The organism is Halomonas aquatica, assembly GCF_040196335.1.
Classification (GTDB): Bacteria; Pseudomonadota; Gammaproteobacteria; order Pseudomonadales; family Halomonadaceae; genus Halomonas; species Halomonas aquatica.
In genome coordinates this window covers 24916-51196 of record NZ_JBEGCJ010000005.1, presented here as the reverse complement: position 1 = coordinate 51196, position 26281 = coordinate 24916, and the positions used below count along the sequence as shown (strand labels likewise).

The window sequence follows — 26281 nt, the reverse complement described above, 5'->3', positions numbered from 1 at the left end:
CGCCGGTCTCCCGGCGGGGTTCGTCTCAGGCGAGGCCTGGGTCGACGGGGGTCGGCTTACATCATGCCGCCCATGCCACCCATGCCACCCATGCCGCCCATGTCCGGGCCGGATTCCTTCTCGTCCGGATCGTCAGCGATCATGCACTCGGTGGTGATCATGAGGCCGGCGACGGAGCCTGCGGACTGCAGGGCGGAGCGGCTGACCTTGGCCGGGTCCAGCACACCCATCTCGAACAGGTCGCCGAACTCGCCGGTCTGGGCGTTGTAGCCGAAGTTACCTTCGCCGTCCTTGACGCGGTTCAGGATGACGGAGGCCTCCTGACCGGCGTTGGTGACGATCTGGCGGAGCGGGGCTTCCATGGCGCGCACGGCGATGGCGATGCCGTGGGTCTGGTCCTCGTTTTCACCCTTGAGGCCGGCGATCTTGGTCAGCACGCGCACCAGGGCGGTACCGCCACCGGGCACCACGCCTTCCTCGACGGCGGCACGGGTAGAGTGGAGGGCGTCCTCGACGCGTGCCTTCTTCTCCTTCATCTCCACCTCGGTGGCAGCACCGACGCGGATGACGGCGACACCGCCGGCCAGCTTGGCGACACGCTCCTGGAGCTTCTCGCGATCGTAGTCGGAGGAGGTCTCCTCGATCTGGGCGCGGATCTGGTTGACGCGTGCCTCGATGTCACCGTCGTTGCCGGCGCCATCGATGATGGTGGTGTTCTCCTTGGACATGGTCACGCGCTTGGCGGTGCCCAGATGGTCCAGGGTCGCATTCTCGAGGCTCAGGCCTACTTCCTCGGAGATCACGGTGCCGCCGCTCAGGATGGCGATGTCCTGCAGCATGGCCTTGCGACGATCACCGAAGCCCGGTGCCTTGGCGGCGGCGACCTTTACGATGCCGCGCATGGTGTTGACCACCAGGGTGGCCAGCGCCTCGCCTTCGATGTCCTCCGCGATGATCACCAGCGGCTTGCCGGCCTTGGCCACGGCTTCCAGTGTCGGCAGCAGCTCGCGGATGTTGGAGATCTTCTTGTCGACCAGCAGCAGGTAGGGGTCTTCCAGCTCGACCGCCATGGTGTCCTGGTTGGTGACGAAGTAGGGCGACAGGTAGCCGCGATCGAACTGCATGCCTTCCACGACGTCCAGCTCGTCCTCGAAGCCACGGCCTTCATCAACGGTGATGACGCCTTCCTTGCCGACCTTCTCCATGGCTTCGGCGATGATCGCGCCGATGCGGGCATCGCCGTTGGCGGAGATGGTGCCGACCTGGGCGATCGCTTTGGAATCAGTGCAGGGGACGGCCAGGGCCTCGATTTCCTTGACGGCGGCGATCACGGCCTGGTCGATGCCACGCTTGAGGTCCATCGGGTTCATGCCGGCGATGACGCCCTTCAGGCCTTCGGTCACGATGGACTGGGCCAGCACGGTAGCGGTGGTGGTGCCGTCACCGGCGACGTCGGAGGTCTTGGAAGCGACTTCCTTGACCATCTGCGCGCCCATGTTCTCGAACCGGTCCTTGAGCTCGATTTCCTTGGCCACGGAAACGCCATCCTTGGTCACGGTCGGCGCGCCGAAGGACTTCTCGAGTACCACATTGCGACCCTTGGGACCCAGGGTGGCCTTGACGGCGTTGGCCAGGACGTCGACGCCACGGGCCATGCGGTTACGGGCATCATCGGAGAACTTGACTTGTTTCGCTGCCATTTTCGTTATCTTCCTGTGAGTTCGTGAACGTCAGAATCGAACGGTTGCGGATCGTGTCCGGGCTCAGCCCTCGACGACGGCCAGAATGTCGGATTCGCTCATGATCAGGACTTCCTCGCCGTCGATCTTCTGCTTCTCGACGCCGAAACCTTCCTTGAAGATCACCGTGTCACCGACCTTCACGTCCAGCGGGCGGACATCACCGTTGTCGAGAATCCGGCCGTTACCGACCGCGAGGATCTCGCCTCGAGTCGGCTTTTCCTGGGCGTTGCCCGGAAGCACGATGCCGCCAGCGGTCTTCTGTTCTTCTTCCACGCGACGGATCACGACGCGATCGTGCAAGGGACGGATGTTCATTGCTCACGTTCTCCTGACTGGTTTGCTGTGCCGGAATATCGTTCCGGCGGTTTTCATCATCACCTCGCAGGCCTGCTGCGCGGTGTGGAGGCGGTCATCGCCTTCCTAATCGATGGCCCGGTTGGAAGCCCCCGAGCCGATTCGCGATGCTGTCGGATAAGTGGGGCTCGGCTGGGGGCTTTCAAGGCCCAGCATCAAAATTTTTTGCCCCCGATCAGCGCGAGTCGTTACGCGAAATGAAATCGCCTTCCAGGGGGCGGTCCTCGCCAGCGGTTGTCTCTTCCTGATTCCGGCCTGAAGGGGATTCCCGGTTCGGCCCGGCCTGCTGCCAGTCGGCATCGGATCCCTGCCTTGGACGATAGGTCTCGGCATGAATGTGCAGGCCCTTCACGCGCACCCCCAGCCAGGCCAGCGACTTGGCCAGCAGGCGTCGCGCATCGGGGATCAGGCACATGAATCCCAGGGCATCGGAGATAAAGCCTGGTGCCATCAACAGGGCCCCGCCGAAGATCAGGGCCGCACCGGTCAGCAGCTCGCCCGACGGGATTTCTCCCTGGGCCATGCGCTCCTGGGCGCGGGCAAAGGTGGCCACGCCTTCCCGTCGGATCAGGTGCAGGCCGATGAAGCCGGTGGCCAGGACCAGCGCCAGCGTGGTGAGCAGGCCGATATGGCTGCCGACGGAGAAGAGGATGACGAAGTCGAGCAGGGCGAAGAGGGTGAAGATGACGAGGAAGGGCATGATGGCTCCGCAGATGTCGGTTCCGCAGGTGATGGGGGCAGTAATGCAGAAGTCAAGGCGTCAAGGCGTGGGATAGAAGCTATGGAATACCCTTGCAGGATTCGATATGATAATGTTGCATTGCACAATAACAAGGTCGTGCCGACTGCCGGCTCTTGAGCCGGCCGCTACTCGGCGATCGTCCCGACAGCACGCCTTACCATCCTTGGAGAAGCACTCATGAAACTCGATAACAGCGTTATCGCCATTACCGGCGGCGCCCGTGGCCTTGGACTGGCCATGGCGCAGCGGCTAGGTCGGCAGGGTGCGCGCCTCGCCCTGATGGACATGGATGGCGACGCTCTCGACGAGGCTGTTTCCTGTCTGCATGCCGAGGGGATCGAGTCTAAGGGGTTCCTCGTCAACGTGGCAGACGAGGACTCGGTTCAGCAAGCCTTTCATGACATCCTGGTTTCAATGGGCCCGGTCAATGGCCTGGTAAACAATGCCGGGATCGTGAAGGACGGGCTGCTGGTCAAGGCCAAGGACGGCAAGGTGGTGAAGGCCATGCCCCTGCAGCAGTGGCAGCAGGTGATCGACGTCAACCTCACCGGGGTCTTCCTTTGCGGCCGTGAGGCGGCCACGCAGATGATCGAGGCGGGGCATGAGGGCGTGATCGTCAATATCTCCAGCATCTCGCGGGCCGGCAACATGGGACAGAGCAACTACGCTGCGGCGAAGGCCGGCGTGGTGGCGTTGACCACGACCTGGGCGGGGGAACTGGCGCGCTACGGAATTCGCGTGGGCGCGGTGGCGCCGGGATTCATCGAGACCGAGATGACGGCCTCGATGCGAGAGGACATGCTCGAGAAATTGACCTCGGGGGTGGCGCTCAGGCGTCTCGGCCAGCCTGAGGATATCGCCGAGAGCGTGGCCTTCATCATGACCAATGAGTACTTCACCGGCCGGGTGATCGAGTGCGACGGTGGGCTGCGGCTCTAGCGCCCTGTCCCCTGGTTTCACCACGGCTGGCCAGGCCAGTCGCGGGAAAAGGCCCCCGGTCGCTCGTTGGACCGGGGGCCTTGCATGACGGGAGGCCAGGGCCGATCAGAACGTCACTTGATCGGTGATGCCTTCCACGGTGGCCTCACCGATACCACTCACCCGCGCCAGGTCCTCGGCGCTTGCGAAGGGGCCGTTGGCCTCGCGGTCCTCGACAATCGCCGCTGCTCGAGTTTCTCCGATACCTGGCAGTTCAGCCAGCAACTCGGCGTCGGCACTGTTGACGTTGATAGGCTCCATCTCCTGCGCCAGGGCCTGGCTGGCGACGAAGGGGGCGAGACCCAGTAGCATCGCCAGCAGGAGGGAGGACAGGCTGTGCTTGATGGCAGTCTTCATGATGGTTCTCCTCGTGTCGGGGTGGCCAGACCGGCACCGCCTGGCGCCAGCCTGCCTCCTTCAAGCTAGTGCGCCTGTCGCAAAACCCTTGTCATCGATCACGTCAACGTGGCGTCAGTCATGACAGGTAGATTGTCGGCGACTTCGACGACCTGCGGTGTAGGCCATGGCTGATATACTTACCGGATCACTTCGCCCGGCCAGGAGCCCTACCGTGTCCACCGCTTCTCCCCTGATCATTGCCCTCGACTATGCCTCCCTGGATGCCGCCCTGTGCATGGCCGATCGTCTCGATCCCTCACGCTGCAGACTCAAGGTGGGCAAGGAGCTTTTCACCCGCAGTGGGCCGGATGTCATAGAGGCCCTCCATGGGCGCGGTTTCGAGGTGTTCCTGGATCTCAAGTTTCACGACATTCCCAACACCGTGGCCGGGGCGGTCCAGGCCGCGGCCGAGCAGGGGGTGTGGATGGTCAACGTGCACGCCGGTGGGGGGAGGCGGATGATGGAAGCCGCCCGGGAGAGGCTTGATCGCCGCGGGCTGACGATGCACTTGATCGCGGTGACGGTGCTGACCAGCATGGAGGAGGCAGATCTGGCCGAGGTGGGGATATCGGCGACCCCTGCCGAGCAGGTCGAGCGCCTGGCCTTGCTGGCCCGGGACAGCGGCATGGATGGTGTGGTCTCTTCGGCATGGGAGGCTCGCCGCCTCAAGGAGCTCTGTGGCGCGGACTTTCTCAAGGTGACGCCTGGTATCCGGCCTGGCTTTGCCGCTGCCGGGGACCAGCGGCGGGTCATGAGCCCAGCCGATGCCATGTCCGCCGGCAGTACTCACCTGGTGGTGGGACGACCCGTGACCCGGGCGGAGGAGCCGATGGAGGCCCTGGCGGCCATCGAGGCGGAGTTGGCCGCCGGCTGAAGCGAGCCTATTCTCCCTCGGGGGGGATGATCGGTTTGGTGGTTCCCCAGCTACGGCAGCGTGGGCACTGCCAGTGCAGCTTCTCGGTGGCGAACCCACAACGTCGGCAGCGGTGGCGGGGGTGGGCCTGCACCAGAGCAAGGGTGTAGCGCTGAAGCAGGTCGATGCGCTCGTCGTCTTCTCCTTGCTCGTTGTGCCGGTACAGTGTCAGCAGGTAGTGGATCGCTTCCAGGCTCGGCTGCCGTTCGAGTTGATCACGGATCAGCGCGAGAGCGTCCTGATCATTGCCCTGGTGGCGCAGTGTCTCTGCCAGCAAGGTGATCACGGCCGTGGAAGGGGCCTGGTCGAGCAGTTCATTCAGGCAATGGACCAGCCCCGCCTCGTCGTCCAGCAGTCGATAGGCGCGGGCGAGTGGTTCGAGCAGGGTGGAGATGAAGGCCCGGTCCTGGTCGGGAATACGTCGCAGCAATCGGATCGCCTGCTTGTACTGGCCCGTGTCCTGCTCCATGGCGGCCAGCAACAGGTTGGCGCGCACACAGCGGGGATCGGTGGTCAGTGCCTGGCGCAAGTGTCGCCTGGCCAGCACGGGGCTCGCCGAGTGACGTTCCTGCTCGGCCAGCTCGCAGAGCCAATGGGCCGCCGCGCGGCGAATGTCGTCATGCTGGCGGGTCATCCTCGGCAGGGCCACATCCAGTGCGGCCTGCCACTCTCTCTCTCGCTCCAGCAGGTCGATCAGCAGTCGCCTGGCCGAGTCGCGCAATTCCTCACCCTGGCCGTCGCGTACGAGGCCTTGCAGCAGGCGTTCGGCACGGTCGAGCAGGCCCAGGGCGAGGAAATCACGGGAGAGCTCGAGCTGCACTCGATCGCTCTGATCGGCGGTCAGCGTCGGGCGGGCGAGCAGGTTCTGGTGGATCTTCAGTGCCCGATCGGCCTCGCTCCGGTTGCGGAAGAGGTTGCCCAGGGCCAGATGAGTCTCAATGGTGTCGCTGTTTACCTCCAGCGCGCCGATGAAGGTCTCGATGGCCTGATCCTGCTGATCATTGAGCAGGTAGTTGAGGCCGACGAAGTATTCACGCGCCAGCGCCGGCGCCTGTGACGCCTCGCCAGCACCTCGGCGTTCCCGTCGGCCCAGCCACCAGCCGGTGGCGATCGCCACCAGCAGAAGGGCCAGCAGGAGAACATCGGGCATCTAGGGGAGTTCCTTCATCTCCTGGACGCGCAGGCGATCGAGCTCCTTGCGCTGCTGCTGGTTGTGTCGCTGGGCACGAGTCAGCAGGGTGCGCAAGCGCAGGTAGACGCCGCTCATGGCGAGCATGCCGAGCAGAACGCCCACGGCCAGTGAGGCCAGCAGCCAGACGGAGAGCGAGACTGCGGGAAGCTCGATCCAGATCAGGTTCAGGGGCAGGGCCTGCTGGTTGTTGACGGCAAAGAGGATGCCGATCAGCAGTACCGCCAGCAGGATGATGGCCAGTATCAGGCCTTTGAGCCAACGCATGTGCATGTTCCCATGTCGGTTGAAGGAGTGACGGCGGTCATTGGAGGCCGTTCAGTAGCCGAGCGCGCGGCTGGCATCCACCTGTTCGCGCAGCTCCTTGCCGGGCTTGAAGTGTGGCACGAACTTGCCATCGAGTGCGACCGGTTCGCCCGTCTTGGGGTTTCGGCCGACCCGGGGCTCCCGGTAGTGCAGGGAGAAGCTGCCGAAGCCTCGGATCTCCACCCGTCCTCCCTCTGCCAGGGTGTCTGTGATGTCGTCGAGGATCAGGCGCACCGCCGCCTCGACCTCCTTGACCGACAGCTCTGGCTGTCGCATGGCGATCTGTTCGATCAGTTCGGACTTGGTCATCGGCTCGTCTCCGTGAGGTCCTGCCTGGGTCTGCGCAATCCCAGCGTTGTTGTTTTCTCCAAGCATACTGTGCAAGTCTCGATAAAACAACGCACTACGACCTTTTCTCGACCCGGAAGAGAGAGATGAGGTAATGGGCTGCCGGTGGTGAGGGGGCTCGGGTATACTGGCGCCTCATCCATCCGACTCAACGAGGCCGATCTTGAACGACGATTCGTCTGCGGAAGCCGCTACACGCAAGCGCCTCTACTGGCACTCACGTCGCGGCATGTGGGAGCTGGACCTGCTGCTGATTCCATTCCTCGACCAGTGCTACGGCGATCTGGAAGAGTCCGATCAGGCGGCGTTCAGGTCGCTTATCGACGAGGAGGACCAGGATCTCTTCGTCTGGCTGATGCGTCGGGAGTGGCCCGAGGATCCGGCGAGGCGTCGCATCGTCAAGTTGATCATCGAGCATGCCGAGACCACCGACAACGATCGCTATCGCAACCTCTAGGCTATCGCTGGCCGCTCAGGGCCTGGTGGCCGCGGCGGCCGCCGGCCTGGTGGTGGGCGTGGCCTCGCCATGGACTGGCGCGTTCGCGGTACTCCTGCTGGCCTTGGTCATGGTGACGGTCGCCCGGCGTCGCCTCAATGGACAGCTGCTCATCACACCGAAGGCGGCAGGCAGGGCGAGCTGGGCCTGGCGTGATCACGGGGCACAGCCCTGGCGGCCGGTCAGTCTGAGCTGTGATTATCTGGGTCCCTGGTTGATCGGGCTGAGGGTCGACGGACGTCGACTGTGGCTCTGGCCTGACAGCAGCGACCCCGAATCCCTTCGGCGGCTTCGTCAGGAGTTGCTGCCCCTGCCCTGAACCGGGTCATCTCATTTCGTCTCGAGGTGCTTCTTTTGTCTCGAGGTCCTTCAGCCAGATCCGAGAAGGGTGCGGATGCGCGTCACCGTGGACAGGGCAATCCGGGTTGTAATGCAGTCCGCGGGATTCTCGTCGTGCCCGGGCGCAGGCCACGGTGAGGCGCGCCAGGCGCAGGGCATGCCAGAGGTTTGATAGCGCCACCGAGGGGGCGGCCTCCCGGACCCGATTGGCGAGGTCCTGATACAGCACGGTCAGCTCACGGGCGGCCTCGTCTAGGCCACGGTCGGTGCGCACGATCGCCACGCGGGCACTCATCAGCTGGCGCACCTCGTCGCGAATCGTCCCGATGATCTCCGGGGCCACCACCTGGCTGCCCCATTGCAGCGGCACAATGTCGGCGTCTGGCCTGGCCTGGGCCGCAAGCAGACGCTTTCCGCAACTGCGGGCATACACCAGGCACTCCAGCAGCGAGTTGCTGGCCATGCGATTGGCACCATGCAGGCCGGTGCAGGCGACTTCGCCGATGGCATGTAGTCCGGGCACCGTGGTGGCGCCCTCCAGGTCTGTGCTTACGCCGCCGCAGCTGTAGTGAGCGGCCGGCACGACAGGGATCGGCTGGTGGACGATGTCCAGTCCCCGGACGGCACAGTGGGCGTGAATGGTCGGGAAGTGCCGGCGGATGGCGGTCTCGCCGAGGTGGCGGATGTCCAGGTAGACGTGATCAGTGCCGGTACGCTGCATCTCGGCATCGATGGCTCGGGCGACCACGTCGCGAGGGGCCAGCTCGGCCCGGGGGTCCACTGCCGGCATGAAGCGCTCGCCGACGGCGTTGAGCAGCAGGCCGCCTTCGCCCCGCACGGCCTCGCTGATCAGGAAGGCCGGACCCTCGGGGTCGTAGAGGCAGGTGGGGTGGAATTGCTGGAATTCCAGGTTCATCAGTTCGGCCCCGAGCTCTGCGGCCATCACCATCCCTTCTCCGCTGGCCGGCTGGGGGCTGGTGGTGTGGCGATAGAGGCCGCTGGCGCCGCCGGTGGCGAGTACGGTGTCTTCGGCCGTGAGTTCGTGCAGCCGGCCTTGCGAGTCCAGGCATCGTGCTCCCCGGCAGCGGCCTCTGGCGTCACCGATCAGGCCAATGGCCGTGAGATCACCGCGCAGCGTGATCTGCGGGTGTGCATCCACATGCCGCCAGAGGGTCTCGACCATGGCGCGGCCGGTGGCATCGTCGGCATGGATGATGCGGCGGGCGCCGTGGCCCCCTTCCCGAGTCAAGTGGTAGGGGTAGCCGGCGTCGGGGCTGGCGTCCGGGGTGAAGGGGACCCCCAGTGACAGCAGCCATTCAATGGCGGCAGGACCCTGCTCGACGGTGAAGCGGACCGCTCGTTCGTCGCACAGCCCATCACCGGCCACCAGGGTGTCGGCGACATGGGCCTCGATGTCGTCCTGTGGGGAAAGCACGGCGGCGATGCCGCCCTGGGCCCAGCGACTGGCACCCTGATCGTCGCTGGCTGGCCGCAGCAGCGTGACCCGGCGATGGTCGGCCACCTCCAGAGCCAGTACCAGCCCGGCGACCCCGCCGCCGATGACCAGCACCTCATGCTTGGTGTCTGTCATCTGCCTTTCCTTCTTGCGTTGTGGCTCGCTCGATGGCCGATGGGTCCTCGATGAGGCCGTGATGGGGTGCTTGTCGCCTCAGTCGCCGGCTGGGCAGGCGCTCGAGCCCGCCGAGGCGCTGGGTGAGGTCGGCGGTGAGGCGCGCCAGTTCTCGATTGAGCCACAGGTAGCCGCCGGGGCTGAAGAGCATGCGGCCATCGTCGTATCGGGCACTGCCGGCCAGTGCGGCGTGGCGCTGCAGGTCGAAGGGGGTGATCGTCACATCGACCGGCTGGCCGGTGCGCACCTGGAAGGCCAGGGTGCCTATCCCTCGGGCCAGGGTATGCTGCTCTTCGCGGAGTCCGGTCATGGCGTCGATGCGCTCGTGCCCATCATGACTGGTCCAGTGGGTCTCGAGCAGCAGTTCGATGGTGGAGAGCATGCGCCGCTGCAGCGAGATGATGTCGTCCAGCTCCTGCCGGCTCAGGCGCCGTTCGCGATGGATGGCATCCACCAGGCCTCGCTGCTTGACCAGCAGGCTGCTGGTGGCCTTCAACAGCTCGCGGGCATCGATGTCAGGCGCCGCCGTGGCCGAAGTGTGAGCATGGTAGAGGCGGGCCATGCGGTCCAGATTATCGGCCAGCATGAAGCGCATCATGTCGGTGGCCTTCTGGGGCAGCACCAGCAGGGTGACTGCGATGCCCACCAGGGTGCCTAGCAGTACGTCGAAGGCACGCCACAGAGCGATGCCGAGCTCCTGGGTGCCGTCGCCGATCACTAGCAGCAGGCTGATGGCAAACATCAGGCCGCTGTAGCCGTGCCGGTTACCGAAGGTCAACCAGGTGGCGGCACCAATTCCGGCCAGGGCGCCGATGGGCACCAGGTATGGCCACGGCAGGGGTGTCACGATCAGCAGCAGGCCCCAGCTGGCGCCGAGGACGGTACCCACCAGGCGCTGGCGCCCCTTGTCGAGCACCCCTCCGATGTGCGGGAGATTGCCCATCACCATGATGGTGCTGACCAGGGCCCAGCCGCTGTGCTGGATGGAGAAGGTCTCGATGATGACGAATGTTATGCAGAGGGCCAGCACGACGCGCAGCACATGCAGCTTGCGGCGATGCTGATAGTTGAAGTATGGGTCGTGCAGGCGCGGCAGGATCATGACATGGCGTCCCGTTGGAGGGTCACGCCCGACGATTGCCGGAAGAGAGCGGGTAAGCTGGTGCCCGGAGCCGGGCTCGAACCGGCACGGTGTTGCCACCGAGGGATTTTAAGTCCCTTGCGTCTACCAATTTCGCCATCCGGGCGGCACGGTTCCGAGCGGGCAACTGGTGAATAATGGAGGCTGGAGTCGGAATCGAACCGGCGTACACGGAGTTGCAGTCCGCTGCATAACCACTCTGCCATCCAGCCTCAGGAGTCGTGCCATTCGTGGGGAATGGAGCGGGAAACGAGATTGGATCGGACCGGCGTTCCGGCTCGCGACCCTCACTGTCGCACGCGTTGACTCTTTTTTGGTGCTCTTTGAGTCTGGAGCGGGAAACGAGATTCGAACTCGCGACCCTCGCCTTGGCAAGGCGATGCTCTACCACTGAGCTATTCCCGCCTGACTCGAGAGCGAATTATACGGATAAGTCGGTGACTGTCAAACACTTTTTGTGAATATTCAATGCATGGAACTGCTCAGGTGAGGCCAAGCCGCCCTGAGGTAGAGGATCATCGACCAGAGCGTCAGCAGGGCGGCCACATAGAGGGTCACCATACCCAGCAGGGCGATGGGGCTGCCGGGGACGAACGCCAGCAGCACCAGCAGGGCAACCATCTGCAGCGTGGTCTTGACCTTGCCGATCCATGAGACCGACACCTGGCCCCGTTTGCCCATTTCGGCCATCCATTCACGAAGGGCGGAGATGACGATCTCGCGGCCGATGATCACCAGCGCCGGCAGAGTCAGCCAGACCGCATCATAGCGCTCGATCAGCAGGGCCAGGGCCACGGTGACCATCAGCTTGTCGGCCACCGGGTCGAGGAAGGCGCCGAAGGGGGTGGACTGGTTCCAGCGCCGCGCCAGGTAGCCGTCCAGCCAATCCGTCACGGCTGCCAGGGCGAACAACGCGGCGGCCAGGGGCATGCTCCAGGTGAAGGGCAGGTAGAACAGCACCACCAGCAGTGGAATGAAGAGGATTCTGGCCAGGGTGAGGAGGTTGGGTATGTTCATCGGGAGCTGCGGTCCTTGCCTTGGGGGTGCCGGGAAACTCCCTCATTCTATCCGTCCGGGCCCGGCTCATCCATGCAGGGCGCGATGAATCGTCTCGGCCAGGGTGGCACTGATGCCCGGAACCCTGGTCAGTTCCTCGCGACTGGCTTGCCTGACCCCCTGCAGGCCACCGAAGAAGCGCAGCAGCTCTCGGCGCCGGCGCGGGCCGATTCCCGGGATGTCCTGAAGGGTTGAAGTACGCCGGGTCTTGTCCCGTCGCGCCCGATGGCCCGCGATGGCGAAGCGATGGGATTCGTCGCGGATATGCTGGATCAGATGCAGGGCCGGGGAGGCGCCATCGAGGTCCAGGCTGCGTTCTACGGTTTCGACGAACAGCGTCTCCAGGCCCGCCTTGCGGGTGGTGCCCTTTGCCACGCCGAGCAGCGTGACACCGCTGACGTTCAGTTCGCCGAAGACCTCACGGGCCATGCTCAGCTGCCCCTTGCCGCCATCGACGATCAGGATGTCCGGCTTTTCGCCCTCTCCTTCGGCGAGGCGCTTGAAGCGACGGGTCAGGGCCTGGCGCATGGCGGCATAGTCGTCGCCGGCGGCCACGCCCTCGATATTGAAGCGTCGATAGTCGGACTTGCGCGGACCGTTCTCGTCGAACACCACGCAGGAGGCCACGGTGGCCTCTCCATGGCTGTGACTGATGTCGAAGCATTCCAGCCGCTGCGGCGTGATCTCGAGGTGCAGTGCCTCGCGCAGTGCCTCGAAGCGCTTGGACAATTGGGTCTGGCTGGCCAGTTGGCTGGCCAGCTGTTGTTCTGCATTGGTGCGGGCCAGCTCGCGCCATTGCGCACGATGGCCGCGGACCTGGTCGGTCAGGCGAATGTGCTTGCCGGCACGTTCGCCCAGGGCCCGGGCGATCAGGTCGGCATCGGGCACCGGATGGCTGGTGATCACCTCGGCAGGAATCTCTCGGGCCTGGCCCAGGTAGAACTGGCTGAGGAAGTCGCCGAGCAGCGCCTCGGGCCCAAGGTCCAGTCCGTTGGCCGGGGCATGGTGCCGGGCCCCCAGCAGTCGGCCCTGGCGCACCGTGAGCACCGAGATGCACAGCGCGCCGGGCCTGCTGGCCAGGGCGAAGACGTCGGCATCGCCGCTTCCGGTGTCGACGAACTGTCGCTGCTGCATCTGGCGCAGGTGCTGGACCTGGTCACGAAGCCGGGCGGCCTCCTCGAAGTCCAGGCAGGCGCTGGCGGCCTCCATGGCGTCGCTCAACTCCCGGGTCACCGCCTCGCTTTTGCCCTCCAGGCACATCACCGCATGTTCCAGGTCGCGCCGATAGTCGGCTTCGCTGATGTAGTCCACACAGGGCGCACTGCAGCGTTGGATCTGGTACTGCAGGCAGGGCCGGGTGCGGTGGGCGAAGACGCTGTCCTCGCAGTTGCGGATGCGAAAGATCTTCTGCATCAACGACAGGCTCTCGCGAACGGCACCGCTGCTGGGGTAGGGCCCCAGGTAGCGCCCGTCGTCACGACGTACTCGGGCGCGCTTGTATTCAAGGGCCGGGAAGGGGTGGCGGTCGGTGACGAAGACGAACGGGTAGGACTTGTCGTCGCGCAGCAGGATGTTATACGGCGGTCGCAGTTCCTTGATCAGCGTCTGTTCGAGCAGCAGCGCCTCGGTCTCGCTGTTGGTCACCGTGACCTGGATGTCGGCGATACGGCCCACCAGGGCCTGGGTCTTGGTGTTCAGCGCGCCACGGAAGTAGCTCGCGAGGCGCGCCCGAAGCCTGCGGGCCTTGCCGATATAAAGGGTTTCGCCCTGCTCGTCGAGCATGCGATAGACCCCAGGTGACTCGCTGACGCTGCCGAGGAAGTCGCGGGAATCGAAGCTCATGGTCGCGGCGTGCCGGAAGAGAAGAAATCGGAGTGATCATTCTATCAGACCCGGCCTGGAGCATAAGGGCTCAATCGGGGGTGGTGAAGCCGTCCACCAGGCCATGGCGAAGTCCCAGATGGGTCAGCTCGACATCGGAGGCCACGCCGAGCTTCTCGAAGATGCGATAGCGGTAGGTGTTGACGGTCTTCGGGCTGAGAAACATGAGGTCGGCGATGTCGGCGACGCGCTGGCAATTGACGACCATCATCGCCACCTGGAGTTCGCGCTGGGACAGCTCGTCGAAGGGATTGACCGGCGCATCGATGCGCGACAGCACCAATCGCTGGGCGATCTCGGGGCTGACATAGCGCTTGCCGTCGAACACGCAGTGGATGGCCTCGATCATCTCGTCCTGGTGGCAGCCCTTGCTGATGAAGCCGTGGGCTCCGGCCTCGAGCAGACGCTGGGCAAATGTCTCCTCGATGAAGGCCGTCAGTACCAGGATGCGGATATCACCGGCGAAGCGGTTAATCTTGCGCGTAGCCTCCAGCCCCCCGATTCCGGGCATGCGGATGTCCATCAGCACGATGTCCGGCTCGAGCTTGCGCGCCTTGATGACCGCCTCCTCACCATTGACGGCCTCGCCGACCACGCGGATACCGCGCTCGGCATTCAGCAGGTGGGCGATACTGGTCCGTACCAGGTGGTGGTCATCGGCGACAAGAACCCTGATCAACGAGGATGCTCCTCAAACGGAATGAGTGTGAGTCGTCTCCAGACGAGTCCGGTACGAGGCCTCGCCTGCGTGTTGACCGGCTCGATGTTACATTGGCACTAGGGTGGCACATTCTAATGCTAAGTGTAATTGGCACAATGGAGAAGGGATGAGCAGCGTCTTCGGGCTTGACGAATGCCAATGCTCATCGTAGAATTCGCCCCGTTCTCGCAAGGCGAGACGTAGTGGGGCCTTAGCTCAGCTGGGAGAGCGCAACACTGGCAGTGTTGAGGTCAGCGGTTCGATCCCGCTAGGCTCCACCAACAAGTTTCAAAGAATCAGCCGCTTGATGCACTGCATCAAGCGGCTTTTTCGTGTGTTCGAAAAAGTTGGCAGCATTGTCATAGGGGCTCCGGCCTGTCGACAGAGAGAATTCATGGCTTGCCTACCTACCTGCCCTACCGTAAGAAACCAAAGGCTTAACAAGCGCAAGGCGTAAGACGCTCGAGGCCCCGAATGCCGGTGGCAGGAGGCCTTAAGCGCTGGCTCTAATGCACTGGGTCTAGCGCACTGGCCTGTTCGGCGAGCCACCACTGCTAGGCAGCACATGACCAGGTTGAGCGTGGTCGCCATCAATAAAACGGGGGAAGAAGCCTTGGCTTCTTCCCCCGGGACTTGCGTCGCGCTGGTGCCACGCCACAGTCATGAGGCGTGGCCAGGTGCGGCAAGGCTTACTCGCTGGCCTCGTCGATGGCCGCGGCGACATCGTCGGCAAATACCGCAAGGTGCATCTGCCCGGTCATCATGAACATGAACCCTGGCGCCCGTTCCAGCATCTCGAGAAGCGCTACTTCGAACCCGGCAACCAGGGCTTCGGCACCTGGCAGGCCTTCGGCGGCACCATGGGCATGGCGTTGTGCAACGACCGTCGCTGGCCGGAAACCTACCGCATGCTGGCTCTGCAGGGGACGGAACTGATGATGCTCGGTTACAACACCCCGATTCACTACCCGCCGGTGCCGACCCATGACCACCTGCAGGGCTTCCATAACCAGCTTTGCATGCAGGCGGGAGCCTACCAGAACGGCATGTGGGTGGTTGGCGTCGCCAAGGCGGGCAGGGAAGAGGGCTGCGACCTTCTGGGTGAGAGCTGTATCATCGCGCCCACCGGCGAGATCGTCGCCCAGGCCGATACGCTGGAAGACGAACTGCTCAGCTATCCATGCGATCTGGATCGCACTCGCGAAATCCGCGAACACATCTTCAACTTCAAGCTGCACCGCCGCCCCGAGACCTACGGGTTGATCACCGAACCGACCTGACCTCGTCTCGGACCCTTCAAGGGCTGCGGTAACGAATCACTGTGACGATTTGGCCCCATTTGGGATCATCCTCCTATCACGACGCACGGGCGCTGCAGTAGGCTATAGCCTTGATCAGGCCATAGGGGAGGTCATCGTGGAGTCTCGCTTCCAGCGTCGCATTCGTCTCGCACCCGGTGCGCGACTCATCACCACCAGGCTTCGCCCGGGCCTCTCGGTCGGCCCGCCTGGCATCAGCCTGGTGGTCAGGCGGGGGGAGGAAGGCGAGGGACTGCCGGTCAACCTCGAGATCACCGCCAGCGGTGAGATCCGTTATCGGAATGCCGATGGCTCCCGAATGAACACGTCCGGGGCTCGCGAATTGCGGCGTGATGCCGAGGAAGACCTCCGCGATGCACTTCAGGCGCACTGCGATCGCCTCAATGCTGATCTCGAACGGCTCGGCCGGATGCATGAGCAGACCCCGTCGCCGGATTCCATCGGGTATCAGCCATGCAGCTATCCGGAGCCACCTCCCTTGCCGGTCGCTCTGATACGGCCTTCCTGGTGGCAGGACATCTGGACCCCGGCTCGGCAGCGGGTTCAGCAGGAGAATGCCTGGCGCCAGGCCGAGCATGAAGAGGCCTATCGTGCCTGGGAGTGGCGCAAGGCCAAGTTCGATGCCCGAGAATTCCAGCGGCAGCAACGAGAAGACAATGCGACCTTTGACGACCCGGAGGCCATGCAGCAGACGCTGGCCGATCGACTGGAGGAGATCGACTGGCCCCGCGAGACGCTGATAGATTTCGATCTGGTTGACGATTTTCGCACCATCGCGGTGGATATCGACATGCCCGGCGAGGAGGAAATGCCCGACCGCCACTGGAGCATGCCCGCCAAGCGGATCAAGCTCTCGCCGCACAAGCTGACGGTCACTCGGCAGCATCAACTCTATCGGGACTACCTGTATGGCGTGGCCTTTCGCGTGCTGGGGGCGGCATTCGCGCGATTGCCCCGGATCGAGCTCGCCCTGGTGTCGGGCTATCGTCGGGTCACGGACCCGGACGCCGGTGACAGCCCCCAACGCTACCTCTTCAGCGTCAAGGTCACCCGCGAGCAGTGGGAGCGACTCGACTTTGACCGACTGGAGCACCTCGATCCGGTCGAGGCCATCGAAGCCTTCACCCTGCGCCGCGACATGACTCGCAGCGGGGAATTTCGCGATATAAAGCCCTTCGAGCCGGACTGGCGCTGGCGCTAGGCCACAGGCGATGGATGGTCGGCAAGGAGGCTACTGTCCCTCCGCCCCCGGGCGAAGCCTGCTAGCTTGATCTCAAGGGCGCGATAATGGGGGGACGATGATGGACGATGCCTTCGAACTAGCCGACGATCTGGGGCCGGAGAAGGTCCTCTACCTGCATGACCCGGCGACCGGTCTCAGGGGCATTCTGGTGGTCGACAACGTGGCGGCCGGTCCGGCCATCGGCGGGACGCGCATGGCACCCGACGTGAGCCTGGAGGAATGCGCGCGGCTGGCCCGTGCGATGACCCTCAAGAACGCGGCGGCGGGGCTGCCCCATGGCGGCGCCAAGGCGGTGATCTTCGCCGACCCGAAGATGCCGGCCGCCGACAAGGAGCGGCTGGTGCGCGCCTACGCCCATGCATTGAAGGACGTGCAGGACTACATCCCCGGTCCGGACATGGGCACCGACGAGACCGCCATGGCCTGGGTGCACGACATGATCGGCCGCTCGGTGGGGCTTCCACGTGAGATTGGCGGCATTCCGCTGGACGAGATCGGCGCCACCGGATTCGGCCTCGCCGTGGCACTCGAGACGTCCGCGCCCTTCGGAGGTCTCCCCCTGTCCGGGGCACGGGTCGCCCTGCAGGGGTTCGGAGCGGTCGGCATGCATGCGGCGCGCTTTCTCGCCGAGCGGGGCGCCCTGATCGTGGCGGCCTCGGATTCATCGGGGTGCCTTCATCATGCCGAGGGCCTCGATGTGCCGGCGTTGATCGACTGGAAGCGGAGGGGCCAGCCGGTGGCGGACTTCCCGGGTGGGGAGGCGAGGCCGCGGGATTCGATCATCGATGCCGAGTGCGACATCTGGATCCCTGCGGCACGGCCCGACGTCATCCACGAGGGCAATGTGGAGCGCCTGCGTGCCCGGGTCGTGGCGGAGGGGGCCAATATCCCGCTGACCGAGGGGGCCGAGAGGCGGCTTGCCGAGCGCGGCGTTCTGGTGCTGCCGGACTTCATCGTCAATGCCGGTGGGGTGATCTGCGCGGCGGTGGAGTATCACGGTGGCCGCCAGGGAGAGGCACTTGACAGCATCGCGGAGAAGATCCGCGCCAATGTCTCGGAAGTGTTGCGCCGGGCCGAGCGGGGGAGGGTGCTGCCGCGCCACGCCGCCGTCGAGATGGCCAGGGAGCGGGTCCTGGCCGCCATGCGCTATCGCCGGACCTGCTGAGCCTCGGGTACATTGCTCTCCGGCGGGTCCAACGACCGGCCGAAGAGGTCACGCACGGGGAAGTCCGTCGTGAGAAGCCGTCAGTCTGACGCGGCCTTGCCCCCGGTGAGGATATGCTGCAGGCCGGCGCACTCCACCAGGGGGTCGTCGCAGTTGACCACGATGTCGGAGTGGGCCAGCACGTAACTCTTGCCGGTGATGGTGTTCTCCACGACCGTATGGGGCCCTTCCTGTCGCGTATCGGTGAACTCGCCGATGAAGCCGGTCTCGCGCAACGAGACGGTTTCCAGCCGGTCGCCCGGCTGGATGCTTCCCTCATGTTGCATCAGTGCCAGCCGGGCCGAGGTGCCGGTGCCGGTCGTGCTGCGGCAGATTACCCCCGGGTGCACATAGGTGGTGGAGCGGGAGCGGTAGAAGTCGTTGGTGACCCGCTCGACGGGCCCCATGAAATGCAGGAAGGGCAGAGGCCCCACGTCGCCCAGGGTGTAATGCGAGAAGTCGCGCTCGGCCCGGATCGCCTCGACGATCCGGTGGGCGCACTCGGCCAGTGCCCGCTCCTCCTCGCGCACCAGGGAGAAACCCAGTTCGGTGGCGTCCACCAGGGCGTAGAAGCCGCCGCTGTAGGCAACGCTGTAGGTCACCTCGCCCAGGGAGGGCACATGGACGCTGGCGCGATAGGTGTCGATATAGCTCGGCAGCCCTGCACAGGTGATCGCTTCCACCACTCCGTTCTCGACCACTGCCTCGATCTGCACCAGCCCTGCCGGGGCCTCGAGCTTGAAGTGCTGGCGTCCCTCCTGCTTGGGGACCAGGCCGCTCTCCAGTACCGCCGTGGCGGTACAGATGGTGTTGGAGCCGGAATAGATCGGGTAGCCCATCACCTCCATGATGATGTATCCCACCACGGCCTCGGGGTCGCTTGCGGGCACCAGCAGGTCCACCGACATCTCGGGAATGCCGTAGGGTTCCTCCAGCAGCAGCCGGCGCAGGCCGTCCGCGTCGTCGCGCAGGTAGTGCATCTGGTCGCGGACGGTGGCGCCGGGCAACGGCTCTATGCCGCCGACCACGATTCGGCTGACATCGCCGCCGGCATGGGTGTCGATCAGTCGCAGGGTCAGTTCCTGGCTCATGATTGTCCCTCGAGTGCGAAAGGCTCGCCATGCTCGGCCCATTGCGCGTCGGGGACGATCACGATCTTCCCCAGATAGTTGCTGCCGCGGTTGACGAAGTAGCGTTCGGCCTCACGCAGCTCGGAGAGCCGGAAGGCGGCATGCAGTATCGGCCTGAGCTGGCTCGAGCGTATCCAGGCCACCAGCTGTTCGGCCTCCTCGCGGGTGCCATGGGAGACACCGAAGATCTGCACCTGATAGAGATAGACGCGCGTCCACATGATCTCGCTGAGGTTCCCACCGCTGGCCCCGGCGATGGACAGGCGCGGGTAGGTGCTGCGCTTGTGCATGTAGACGATCATGGTATCGATGAAGCGGTCGGTCATCTCGCCGCCCACCAGATCCATCACGGCGTCGATGGGGGCGCCTGCGGTGGCCTCGAGCACCCGGTCGACGAAGGTCGGCAGATCTCCGCGGTCGATGACCGCCTCGGCGCCCATTGCCAGCAGGGCGTCGGCCTTGTCCGGCTGGCTCACCGCAAAGGGGATGGCGCCGACGATCCGGCACAGCTGGATCAGAGCCGTGCCCACGCCACCGCTGGCACCGGTGACCAGTACCCGCTCGCCTGCGGCGACGCGGGCCGAGGTCATCATGTGATAGGCGGTCTGGTAGGAGCACATGCCCATGGCGGCGAGCTCGGCATCGGCGAGCCCGGGGTTCGGCACGTGGTGGAACTGGTCCGCCGGCACCGCTACGTACTCGGCGAAGCCGCCATCGGCGCCATGGCCGTAGTAGTCCGGCATCAGGTTGAGGTCGCGCCGGTCATCGGGATAGAGGTTGAAGTCCAGCAGGCCCCGCTCGCCGATGCGCGACGACTCGACGCCTTCGCCCACGGCGGCGATGCGTCCGGCCACATCGGCCCCCTGGATGCGCGGAAAGGTCAGGGTCGGCGAGCCGCCCATGGCGAAGGAGGTCACCTCGCCCTTGTCCTTGGTGGGGTAGAGTCCCTCGCGGGCCTTGCGATCGGTATTGTTCTTCGCCGTCGCCGTGACCCGGACCAGCACCTCACCGGGCCCGGGCTGGGGTACGGCCACGTCCTCGCGATAGATCAGCTTATCTACGTCGCCATGCCCTGTCAGCAGCATGGCCGCCATGGTCTCGGGAACTCTCTCGCTGCTCACGGGGTGCCTCCTTTCATAAACTTCTCGGTTCGAGCAGACGATAGCAGACTTCTTCGTTCCGGAGTCATCCCTATCGGTCTCCCCAAAGAGTCGGTCATGTCCGTCGGTGTGAGGCCGGAGCATCCGGGCGTTTTCCCATCAGCCATCCAACTGCAGACATGATGGAACAGGCTGGATGACGAAGTGAGGCGGGCGTGAAGTACGCTTGTTCCCTAGGCAGGCATCAAGCTGATCAGGTTCAAGCGCAGTCGGCGGCGCCCTCGCCGAACATATCGAACAGCAGCTCTCGGCCGAGGCTGGTCAGCACCAGTCGTTGCTGGTCGTTCCAGGTAGCGGCCTGGCTGTTTTCGAGGATGCGCTGGCAGGGGGGCCAGTCGCTGGAGGCAGCGTTCAAGGCCTTGAGTGCGTGGTGGTCTAGGCCGCGGTGGGCGACGGTGACCGTCTCGAGGACATGGCCTTGGCGGTAGAGCATGGCGGCCATGTTGGAGAGGCACTGCCGCAGGCTGCGTTGCATGCCGTCGGTACTGGGGAGGTCGTGTCTCATGCTGCCGCATCTCCTGAGTTGGATTCTGCTGCAGTGCAGTATACATGAGACTAAGGTCTATGTCATACCAAGGTCTACATCCTCCGCTGCCGCCCCGTCAGCTCTCCACCGGCCCCAGCAGGAGGAATTCGAGCAGTGCCTTCTGTGCGTGCAGGCGGTTGCCCGCCTCCTGCCAGACCACGGCACGCGGATCATCGAGCAGGGTCATGCTGATCTCCTCGCCGCGGTGGGCGGGCAGGCAGTGGAGGAAGAGCACATCCTCCCTGGCGCGATCGAGCAACGCCTCGGTGACCTGCAGGCCCCTGAAGTCCGACTCGCGTTTCGCCTGCTCCTCCTCCTGGCCCATGGAGGCCCAGACGTCGGTGGTGACCAGATCGGCGTCCATCACGGCCTCCATCGGGTCGCGCAGGATACTCACCCTGTCACCGGCGGCGGCCAGGATGTCCTGGCGGGGCTCGTAACCCTCCGGGCAGCAGATGCGTAGCTGGAAGTCGAACTGGCGTGCGGCATTGATCCACGAGTGGCACATGTTGTTGCCGTCGCCGATCCACACGGCGGTGCGTCCCTTGACGCTGCCACGCAGCTCGGTCCAGGTCATGACATCGGCGAGTAACTGACAGGGGTGGTAGTCATCGGTCAGGGCGTTGATCACGGGCACCGTGCTCGCGGCCGCGAAGGTCTCCAGGCCTTCATGGGCGAAGGTGCGGATCATCACCGCATCGACCATCTCCGACAGTACGCGGGCGGTGTCGCCGATGGGCTCGCCACGGCCGAGCTGGGTGTCCTTAGACGACAGGAAAAGCGCATGGCCGCCGAATTGCGCCATGGCGGTCTCGAAGGAGACCCGGGTGCGGGTCGAGGACTTCTCGAAGATCATCGCCAATGTGCGATTGGCGAAGGGCGTGTAGGTGGGCCCGTGGGTCTTCAGGCCGTTCTTGATCGAGATGGCGCGCTGGATCAGGTAGCGCAACTCGTCCGGACTGAGGTCGAGCAGGTTGAGAAAGTGGCGGGTGGCCATGGGATCGCTCCACGGGAAAAAACGACCATCCTAGCCAGCCCACGGGGGATGCGCAACGCGCTCGGCATGAGTAGAATGGCCCCATACATAAGGCTGACCAGCGTACTCGGGTATTGCCAGGACGCTGCCGCGGCCTCTATCAACAGAGATTCAGTCTAGCCAGACTCACGTCAAGCGAGAAGAGGGAGACGTCATGAGCACTACCGTCGAGAACATCCAGCGTCAGATCGGTGAGAACCCCATCCTGATCTACATGAAGGGCAGCCCCCAGATGCCCCAGTGCGGCTTTTCCGCCCAGACCGTCCAGGCCCTGATGGCCTGCGGTGAGCGCTTTGCCTTCGTCAACGTGCTGGACAATCCGGACATCCGCGCCGAGCTGCCCAAGGTCGCCAACTGGCCGACCTTCCCGCAGCTGTGGGTCGAGGGTGAACTGGTGGGCGGTTGCGACATCGTCGCCGAGATGCACGAGTCCGGCGAACTGGAGACGCTGATCAAGGCAGCGGCTGCCCGTGTCCAGGCCGACGAGGGCGATGCCCAGGCCTGATGCCATCGGTCCAGGCCGTGACACAGAAATCCCCCGCAGGCTTGGGCCTGCGGGGGATTTCTGTTCTGGGGGCTCTGTCTTGAGGGCCGTGTCATTTGACCTCAGCCTTGGTGGTCGTATCTGAGGGGCCGGGCCAATGATCTGGGCGCTACGCCTCTTCCACTCCTTGTTCCCGCTGGGCCAGTGCCCAGCCGCCCAGGTCCTTGTAGCGATTGACCATGGCGCAGAACAGCTCGGCGGTTCGCTCTGTGTCGTAGCGGGCCGAGTGGGCGGCGCTGTTGTCGAATTCGATGCCGGCGGCCCGGCAGGCTCGGGCCAGCACGGTCTGGCCGTAGACCAGGCCGCCCAGCGATGCGGTATCGAAGCTCGAGAAGGGGTGGAAGGGGTTGCGCTTGATGCCGCAGCGGGCCACGGCCGCATTCAGGAAGCCGTGATCGAAGGCCGCGTTGTGGCCGACCAGCACGGCGCGGGTGCAGCCATGGGACTTGATGGCCTTGCGCACGGGGCGGAAGATCTCGCCGAGGGCCTCGGCCTCGCTGACGGCCACCTGCTGGCGGAGCGGGTCATCGAGGCGGATGCCGGTAAAGTCCAGTGCCGACTGCTCCACGTTGGCCCCCTCGAAGGGCGTGACATGATAGGCATGGGTGGCATCGGGCAGCAGGTTGCCTTCCGGGTCCATGGTCAGGGTCACCGCGGCGATCTCGAGTATCGCATCCCCTTCGGGGTTGAATCCGCCGGTTTCCAGGTCCACCACCACGGGCAGGAAGCTGCGGAAACGCTGCGCCATGAGTTCGCGGGCCATCGCCTCGCTCATGCACCTCTCCTTGTCTGGGCCATCGTATCTCTAGACCGCGAAAGTCTATCAGCTTGGCTGCAGCGAGTCCCGTCGCCGGTATTCGCTGGAGGCTCGGCGCGCTATAATCCCAACCCTTCAATTTTCCCCCTTCATGATCGTTAGCTAGAGGAGCCTCAGCATGTCCGATGTCAAGAAGGTCGTGCTCGCCTATTCCGGCGGCCTGGACACGTCCGTCATCGTCAAGTGGTTGCGGGAAACCTATGACTGTGAGGTCGTGACCTTCACCGCGGACATCGGTCAGGGCGAGGAAGTCGAACCCGCGCGTGCCAAGGCCCAGGCTCTGGGCGTCAAGGAGATCCACATCGAGGATCTTCGCGAGGAGTTCGTGCGCGACTACGTCTACCCGATGTTCCGTGCCAACACCCTCTACGAGGGCGAGTACCTGCTGGGCACCTCCATCGCCCGCCCGCTGATCGCCCGTCGCCTGATCGAGATTGCCAACCAGACCGGCGCCGATGCCATCTCCCACGGCGCCACCGGCAAGGGCAATGACCAGGTGCGCTTCGAGCTCGGCGCCTATGCCCTGAAGCCGGGCGTCAAGGTGATCGCGCCGTGGCGCGAGTGGGACCTCAACTCCCGCGAGAAGCTGATGGCCTACTGCGAGCAGCACGACATCCCGGTGGACTTCTCCTCCAACAAGAAGAAGTCACCGTATTCAATGGATGCCAACCTGCTGCACATTTCCTACGAGGGCGGCATTCTCGAGGATCCCTGGGTCGAGGCCGAGGAGGACATGTGGCGCTGGAGCGTCTCGCCGGAAGCAGCGCCGGACACCCCCACCTATATCGACCTGACCTACGAGCGGGGCGATATCGTGGCCATCGACGGCGTACCGATGAAGCCCCATGATGTGCTCGAGAAGCTCAACAAGTTGGGTGGTGACAACGGCATCGGCCGTCTCGATATCGTCGAGAACCGCTATGTGGGCATGAAGTCACGCGGTTGCTACGAGACCCCGGGGGGCACCATCATGCTGCGCGCCCATCGCGCCATCGAGTCGCTGACCCTCGACCGCGAGGAGGCCCACCTCAAGGACGAGCTGATGCCCAGGTACGCCGAGGTAATCTACAACGGCTACTGGTGGAGCCCGGAGCGTCGCATGCTGCAGGCCGCCATCGACGAGACACAGAAGAACGTCTCCGGTGTGGTGCGCATGAAGCTCTACAAGGGCAGTGCCGTCGTGGCCGGTCGCAAGTCCGACGCCTCGCTCTTCGACGAGTCCATCGCAACCTTCGAGGACGATGCCGGCGCCTACGACCAGAAGGATGCCGAGGGCTTCATCAAGCTCAACGCCCTGCGCCTGCGGATCGCCGCCGGCAAGGGTCGTCGTCAGGACTGATGTTCCCCCGACGTCGGCTGCGTGCCGGCGTCTTCCTGTTCAGGGGTTCTATTTCAGGAGGTTCCATGCTGAAGAAGCTGCTGTCCGGCCTGCTTGGGGGTGGTGGAGAGGGCGAGCCGAAGGGCGCGCCCGCTGCCGAGCCGGTGGAATACAAGGGTTACCTGATCGTTTCCGAACCCGCCGACCAGGGGGGGCAATATCGTGTCAGCGGCTGGATCCGCAAGCCGGTTCCCTCGACGGAGGGTCAGGTCGGCGAGATGCTGGAGCATCGCTTCGAGCGTTCCGACATGCTGTCCGGGCGTGAGGACTGTGACCAGCTGATGGTCAGCAAGGCTCAGCGCTTCATTGACGAGCTGGGCGACGACATCTTCTCGTCGCGATGACCCCCTATGGATGGCAAGCATCGATGACAGGCGTCGATGACAGTCGTCGATGACAGTCGTCGATGACGGACCTCGCTCGATGAAGAGTGTTGATCACAGAAGCCGGTGAGGGGGCGAGTCGCATTCCTCGCCGGCACCTTCCTTCCAGCCTGCTCCTCTCGCCCGCGTGTCGCCGTCGGGCGAGTTCGCTAGACTTCAGGACAGACGATCCGTGACATGACCCGGAGGGTTCATGCGCCTGTTGCAGCGTTCCTCGTCCTGGCTATCGCTCTTTGCCGCCGATGCGCTTCCTGACCCTGCCGCCTGGCCTTCTCTGCTGGACCCCCTGCGCGAGGCCCTCGAGAGCCTTGGCCCCCATCCCGAGCTCGCCGCGGCCCACGCCTGGCAGGGCGAACTGGTGGAGGCCCTGGACCGTCTCGAGCTGCCCGCGTGGCTCATCTGCCAACTGATCAGCGCTCACAACGACTGGCTCTACCGGCGAGCCATCGACCTTTCTCTTGCGGAGATGCAGGCCCAGGGGTGGGGCGCGCCTCCGGCCTCCTTCTGCATGCTGATGCTGGGCTCGGGAGCCCGAGGCGAGAGTCTGCTGGCGCCTGATCAGGACAACGCCATGATCATCGCCGACTATCCGGACGCGCGGCATACCGAGATCGACGGTTACTTCCAGTCCCTTGGGGAGCGTTTCACGGCGCGTCTCGACGACGCGGGCATTCCGCTGTGTCAGGGCCATGTCATGGCGCGCTGGCCGATGTGGCGAAAGCGGCTCTCGGAGTGGTGCGCGCAGCTGGAGATATGGACCGCAGAGCGGCGCGTCAAGCGCGTCCAGCAGGCCAATATCCTGTTTGATTTTCGTCCCGTCTTCGGCGAGGCGGTGCTGGCTGAGGCGCTGTCCGAGGAGGTGGCACGACAACTGCCTCCCTCGCACCTCTTCCTCGACGAGATGGCCAGCCTGCTCGATGAATTGCCACTGGCGCTGGATCGCCTGGGCCGGCTGAGCGGTGACGGTGATGGGGCCCCCCACGATGGGGCCATCGACCTCAAGCATCAGGGGATGCTGCCGCTGGTCAATGCGGTGCGCCTGCTGGCGCTGCGCCACGGCGTGCGGCCGCCAGATACCCGCTCGCGTCTGGTGGCGCTGGTGATGATGGAGGTGATCACCGCCGAGCGGGCCGAGGCCCTGACCGCCGCGCTCGAGCGGCTTCAGGCCCTGATGCTGCAGGGGCAGCGCCGGGCACTTGCCGAGGGTCGCTCCCCAGATGGCTGGGTGGACACCACTCGCCTGAGAGATGATCAACGCCGACTGCTGCGTCGTGACCTGCTGGATATCCGTTCGCTCATCCGCCAGGCCCGCCGGGCGGCCTGAATC

The 26281-nt window shown here is 64.7% G+C and carries 28 protein-coding genes and 4 tRNA genes; 12 read left to right on the top strand and 20 right to left on the bottom strand.

Annotated elements, in window-relative coordinates:
- Window positions 1-56 precede the first annotated feature (56 nt).
- From groL to ABE960_RS11425, 3 genes are all read right to left on the bottom strand, one after another.
- Window positions 57-1700, bottom strand: coding sequence for a chaperonin GroEL (groL, locus tag ABE960_RS11435; protein ID WP_349762406.1), 1644 nt, complete (start codon window positions 1698-1700; stop codon window positions 57-59).
- A gap of 63 nt (window positions 1701-1763) precedes the next feature.
- Entirely contained in the window at window positions 1764-2057 is a 294-nt protein-coding gene (locus tag ABE960_RS11430) for a co-chaperone GroES (RefSeq protein ID WP_071941560.1), read from the bottom strand.
- A gap of 214 nt (window positions 2058-2271) precedes the next feature.
- Window positions 2272-2796: an FxsA family protein gene (locus ABE960_RS11425; protein WP_349762405.1), complete on the bottom strand. Its 525-nt coding sequence runs from the start codon at window positions 2794-2796 to the stop codon at window positions 2272-2274.
- Between the two features lie 219 nt (window positions 2797-3015).
- Here ABE960_RS11425 and ABE960_RS11420 point away from each other — a divergent pair, with 219 nt between their 5' ends.
- On the top strand, window positions 3016-3777 hold the full coding sequence (locus ABE960_RS11420) for an SDR family oxidoreductase (protein ID WP_349762404.1): 762 nt from the start codon (window positions 3016-3018) through the stop codon (window positions 3775-3777).
- A gap of 105 nt (window positions 3778-3882) precedes the next feature.
- Here the strand turns inward: ABE960_RS11420 and ABE960_RS11415 are convergent, their stop codons facing one another.
- Complete coding sequence (locus tag ABE960_RS11415) at window positions 3883-4173, bottom strand: ComEA family DNA-binding protein (protein ID WP_349762403.1); 291 nt, start codon at window positions 4171-4173, stop codon at window positions 3883-3885.
- A 214-nt stretch (window positions 4174-4387) separates the two neighbouring features.
- On the opposite strand from ABE960_RS11415, the gene pyrF reads away from it, so the two are divergent.
- Window positions 4388-5089, top strand: a complete 702-nt coding sequence (gene pyrF, locus ABE960_RS11410) for an orotidine-5'-phosphate decarboxylase (RefSeq protein ID WP_349762402.1) — start codon at window positions 4388-4390, stop codon at window positions 5087-5089.
- 7 nt (window positions 5090-5096) lie between these two features.
- Here the strand turns inward: pyrF and lapB are convergent, their stop codons facing one another.
- Genes lapB through ABE960_RS11395 form a run of 3 tightly spaced genes read right to left on the bottom strand, consistent with a single transcriptional unit; the run spans window position 5097 to window position 6998 of the window.
- Window positions 5097-6278, bottom strand: a complete 1182-nt coding sequence (gene lapB, locus ABE960_RS11405) for a lipopolysaccharide assembly protein LapB (RefSeq protein ID WP_349762401.1) — start codon at window positions 6276-6278, stop codon at window positions 5097-5099.
- Window positions 6279-6584, bottom strand: coding sequence for a lipopolysaccharide assembly protein LapA domain-containing protein (locus ABE960_RS11400; RefSeq protein WP_349762400.1), 306 nt, complete (start codon window positions 6582-6584; stop codon window positions 6279-6281).
- A gap of 51 nt (window positions 6585-6635) precedes the next feature.
- Window positions 6636-6998 carry an integration host factor subunit beta gene (locus tag ABE960_RS11395; RefSeq protein WP_349762399.1) on the bottom strand — a complete coding sequence of 121 codons (363 nt, stop codon included), beginning with the start codon at window positions 6996-6998 and terminating at the stop codon, window positions 6636-6638.
- A gap of 136 nt (window positions 6999-7134) precedes the next feature.
- Here ABE960_RS11395 and ABE960_RS11390 point away from each other — a divergent pair, with 136 nt between their 5' ends.
- Together ABE960_RS11390 and ABE960_RS11385 are read left to right on the top strand one after the other, a co-directional pair.
- Window positions 7135-7428, top strand: a complete 294-nt coding sequence (locus ABE960_RS11390; protein ID WP_349762398.1) for an FAD assembly factor SdhE — start codon at window positions 7135-7137, stop codon at window positions 7426-7428.
- The gene (locus tag ABE960_RS11385) at window positions 7388-7786 is read left to right on the top strand and encodes a protein YgfX (RefSeq protein ID WP_349762397.1); all 399 of its coding nucleotides are present in this window, start codon (window positions 7388-7390) and stop codon (window positions 7784-7786) included. Before ABE960_RS11390 ends, ABE960_RS11385 begins: the two co-directional genes overlap by 41 nt.
- 6 nt (window positions 7787-7792) lie before the next feature.
- On the opposite strand, the gene nadB is transcribed toward ABE960_RS11385, so the two are convergent.
- From nadB to ABE960_RS11345, 8 genes are all read right to left on the bottom strand, one after another.
- Window positions 7793-9397 carry an L-aspartate oxidase gene (gene nadB / locus ABE960_RS11380; protein ID WP_349762396.1) on the bottom strand — a complete coding sequence of 535 codons (1605 nt, stop codon included), beginning with the start codon at window positions 9395-9397 and terminating at the stop codon, window positions 7793-7795.
- The gene (locus ABE960_RS11375) at window positions 9378-10538 is read right to left on the bottom strand and encodes an FUSC family protein (protein WP_349762395.1); all 1161 of its coding nucleotides are present in this window, start codon (window positions 10536-10538) and stop codon (window positions 9378-9380) included. Before ABE960_RS11375 ends, nadB begins: the two co-directional genes overlap by 20 nt.
- Window positions 10539-10596: 58 nt before the next feature.
- A tRNA-Leu gene (locus ABE960_RS11370) sits at window positions 10597-10683 on the bottom strand.
- Window positions 10684-10715: 32 nt separating this feature from the next.
- Window positions 10716-10789: transfer RNA gene (locus tag ABE960_RS11365), tRNA-Cys, on the bottom strand.
- Between the two features lie 118 nt (window positions 10790-10907).
- Window positions 10908-10982 (bottom strand) — tRNA-Gly (locus tag ABE960_RS11360).
- A gap of 60 nt (window positions 10983-11042) precedes the next feature.
- On the bottom strand, window positions 11043-11594 hold the full coding sequence (pgsA, locus tag ABE960_RS11355; protein ID WP_349762394.1) for a CDP-diacylglycerol--glycerol-3-phosphate 3-phosphatidyltransferase: 552 nt from the start codon (window positions 11592-11594) through the stop codon (window positions 11043-11045).
- A gap of 66 nt (window positions 11595-11660) precedes the next feature.
- Window positions 11661-13475 (bottom strand): excinuclease ABC subunit UvrC, encoded by a 1815-nt coding sequence (gene uvrC, locus ABE960_RS11350; RefSeq protein WP_349762393.1) that lies wholly within the window; start codon window positions 13473-13475, stop codon window positions 11661-11663.
- Between the two features lie 70 nt (window positions 13476-13545).
- Window positions 13546-14193 carry a response regulator gene (locus ABE960_RS11345; protein WP_349762392.1) on the bottom strand — a complete coding sequence of 216 codons (648 nt, stop codon included), beginning with the start codon at window positions 14191-14193 and terminating at the stop codon, window positions 13546-13548.
- 226 nt (window positions 14194-14419) lie between these two features.
- Between ABE960_RS11345 and ABE960_RS11340 the strand changes: the two genes are divergently transcribed.
- The 4 genes from ABE960_RS11340 (at window position 14420) to ABE960_RS11325 (ending at window position 17941) form a co-directional block, all read left to right on the top strand.
- Window positions 14420-14495, top strand: a tRNA-Ala gene (locus ABE960_RS11340).
- 396 nt (window positions 14496-14891) lie between these two features.
- A complete protein-coding gene (locus ABE960_RS11335) occupies window positions 14892-15494 on the top strand; it encodes a nitrilase-related carbon-nitrogen hydrolase (protein WP_349762391.1) in 603 nt (200 codons plus the stop codon).
- 136 nt (window positions 15495-15630) lie between these two features.
- On the top strand, window positions 15631-16734 hold the full coding sequence (locus ABE960_RS11330) for a DUF4236 domain-containing protein (RefSeq protein ID WP_349762390.1): 1104 nt from the start codon (window positions 15631-15633) through the stop codon (window positions 16732-16734).
- Window positions 16735-16834: 100 nt separating this feature from the next.
- The gene (locus tag ABE960_RS11325) at window positions 16835-17941 is read left to right on the top strand and encodes a Glu/Leu/Phe/Val family dehydrogenase (protein ID WP_349762389.1); all 1107 of its coding nucleotides are present in this window, start codon (window positions 16835-16837) and stop codon (window positions 17939-17941) included.
- Window positions 17942-18021: 80 nt separating this feature from the next.
- Here ABE960_RS11325 and ABE960_RS11320 read toward each other — a convergent pair whose 3' ends face one another.
- From ABE960_RS11320 to argF, 4 genes are all read right to left on the bottom strand, one after another.
- Entirely contained in the window at window positions 18022-19071 is a 1050-nt protein-coding gene (locus tag ABE960_RS11320) for a proline racemase family protein (protein WP_349762388.1), read from the bottom strand.
- Window positions 19068-20204 carry an alcohol dehydrogenase catalytic domain-containing protein gene (locus tag ABE960_RS11315; protein WP_349762763.1) on the bottom strand — a complete coding sequence of 379 codons (1137 nt, stop codon included), beginning with the start codon at window positions 20202-20204 and terminating at the stop codon, window positions 19068-19070. Before ABE960_RS11315 ends, ABE960_RS11320 begins: the two co-directional genes overlap by 4 nt.
- Before the next feature lie 265 nt (window positions 20205-20469).
- Complete coding sequence (locus tag ABE960_RS11310) at window positions 20470-20775, bottom strand: hypothetical protein (RefSeq protein ID WP_349762387.1); 306 nt, start codon at window positions 20773-20775, stop codon at window positions 20470-20472.
- Between the two features lie 97 nt (window positions 20776-20872).
- Window positions 20873-21793: an ornithine carbamoyltransferase gene (argF, locus tag ABE960_RS11305; RefSeq protein ID WP_349762386.1), complete on the bottom strand. Its 921-nt coding sequence runs from the start codon at window positions 21791-21793 to the stop codon at window positions 20873-20875.
- 193 nt (window positions 21794-21986) lie between these two features.
- Between argF and grxD the strand changes: the two genes are divergently transcribed.
- Window positions 21987-22337: a Grx4 family monothiol glutaredoxin gene (grxD, locus tag ABE960_RS11300; protein WP_349762385.1), complete on the top strand. Its 351-nt coding sequence runs from the start codon at window positions 21987-21989 to the stop codon at window positions 22335-22337.
- Between the two features lie 148 nt (window positions 22338-22485).
- On the opposite strand, the gene rnt is transcribed toward grxD, so the two are convergent.
- Entirely contained in the window at window positions 22486-23151 is a 666-nt protein-coding gene (rnt, locus tag ABE960_RS11295; RefSeq protein ID WP_349762384.1) for a ribonuclease T, read from the bottom strand.
- 160 nt (window positions 23152-23311) lie between these two features.
- Here rnt and ABE960_RS11290 point away from each other — a divergent pair, with 160 nt between their 5' ends.
- From ABE960_RS11290 to ABE960_RS11280, 3 genes are all read left to right on the top strand, one after another.
- The gene (locus ABE960_RS11290) at window positions 23312-24532 is read left to right on the top strand and encodes an argininosuccinate synthase (protein WP_349762383.1); all 1221 of its coding nucleotides are present in this window, start codon (window positions 23312-23314) and stop codon (window positions 24530-24532) included.
- A gap of 65 nt (window positions 24533-24597) precedes the next feature.
- On the top strand, window positions 24598-24915 hold the full coding sequence (locus ABE960_RS11285; protein WP_349762382.1) for an HlyU family transcriptional regulator: 318 nt from the start codon (window positions 24598-24600) through the stop codon (window positions 24913-24915).
- 232 nt (window positions 24916-25147) lie between these two features.
- Window positions 25148-26278, top strand: coding sequence for a DUF294 nucleotidyltransferase-like domain-containing protein (locus tag ABE960_RS11280; RefSeq protein WP_349762381.1), 1131 nt, complete (start codon window positions 25148-25150; stop codon window positions 26276-26278).
- The last annotated feature ends 3 nt before the right edge of the window (window positions 26279-26281 follow it).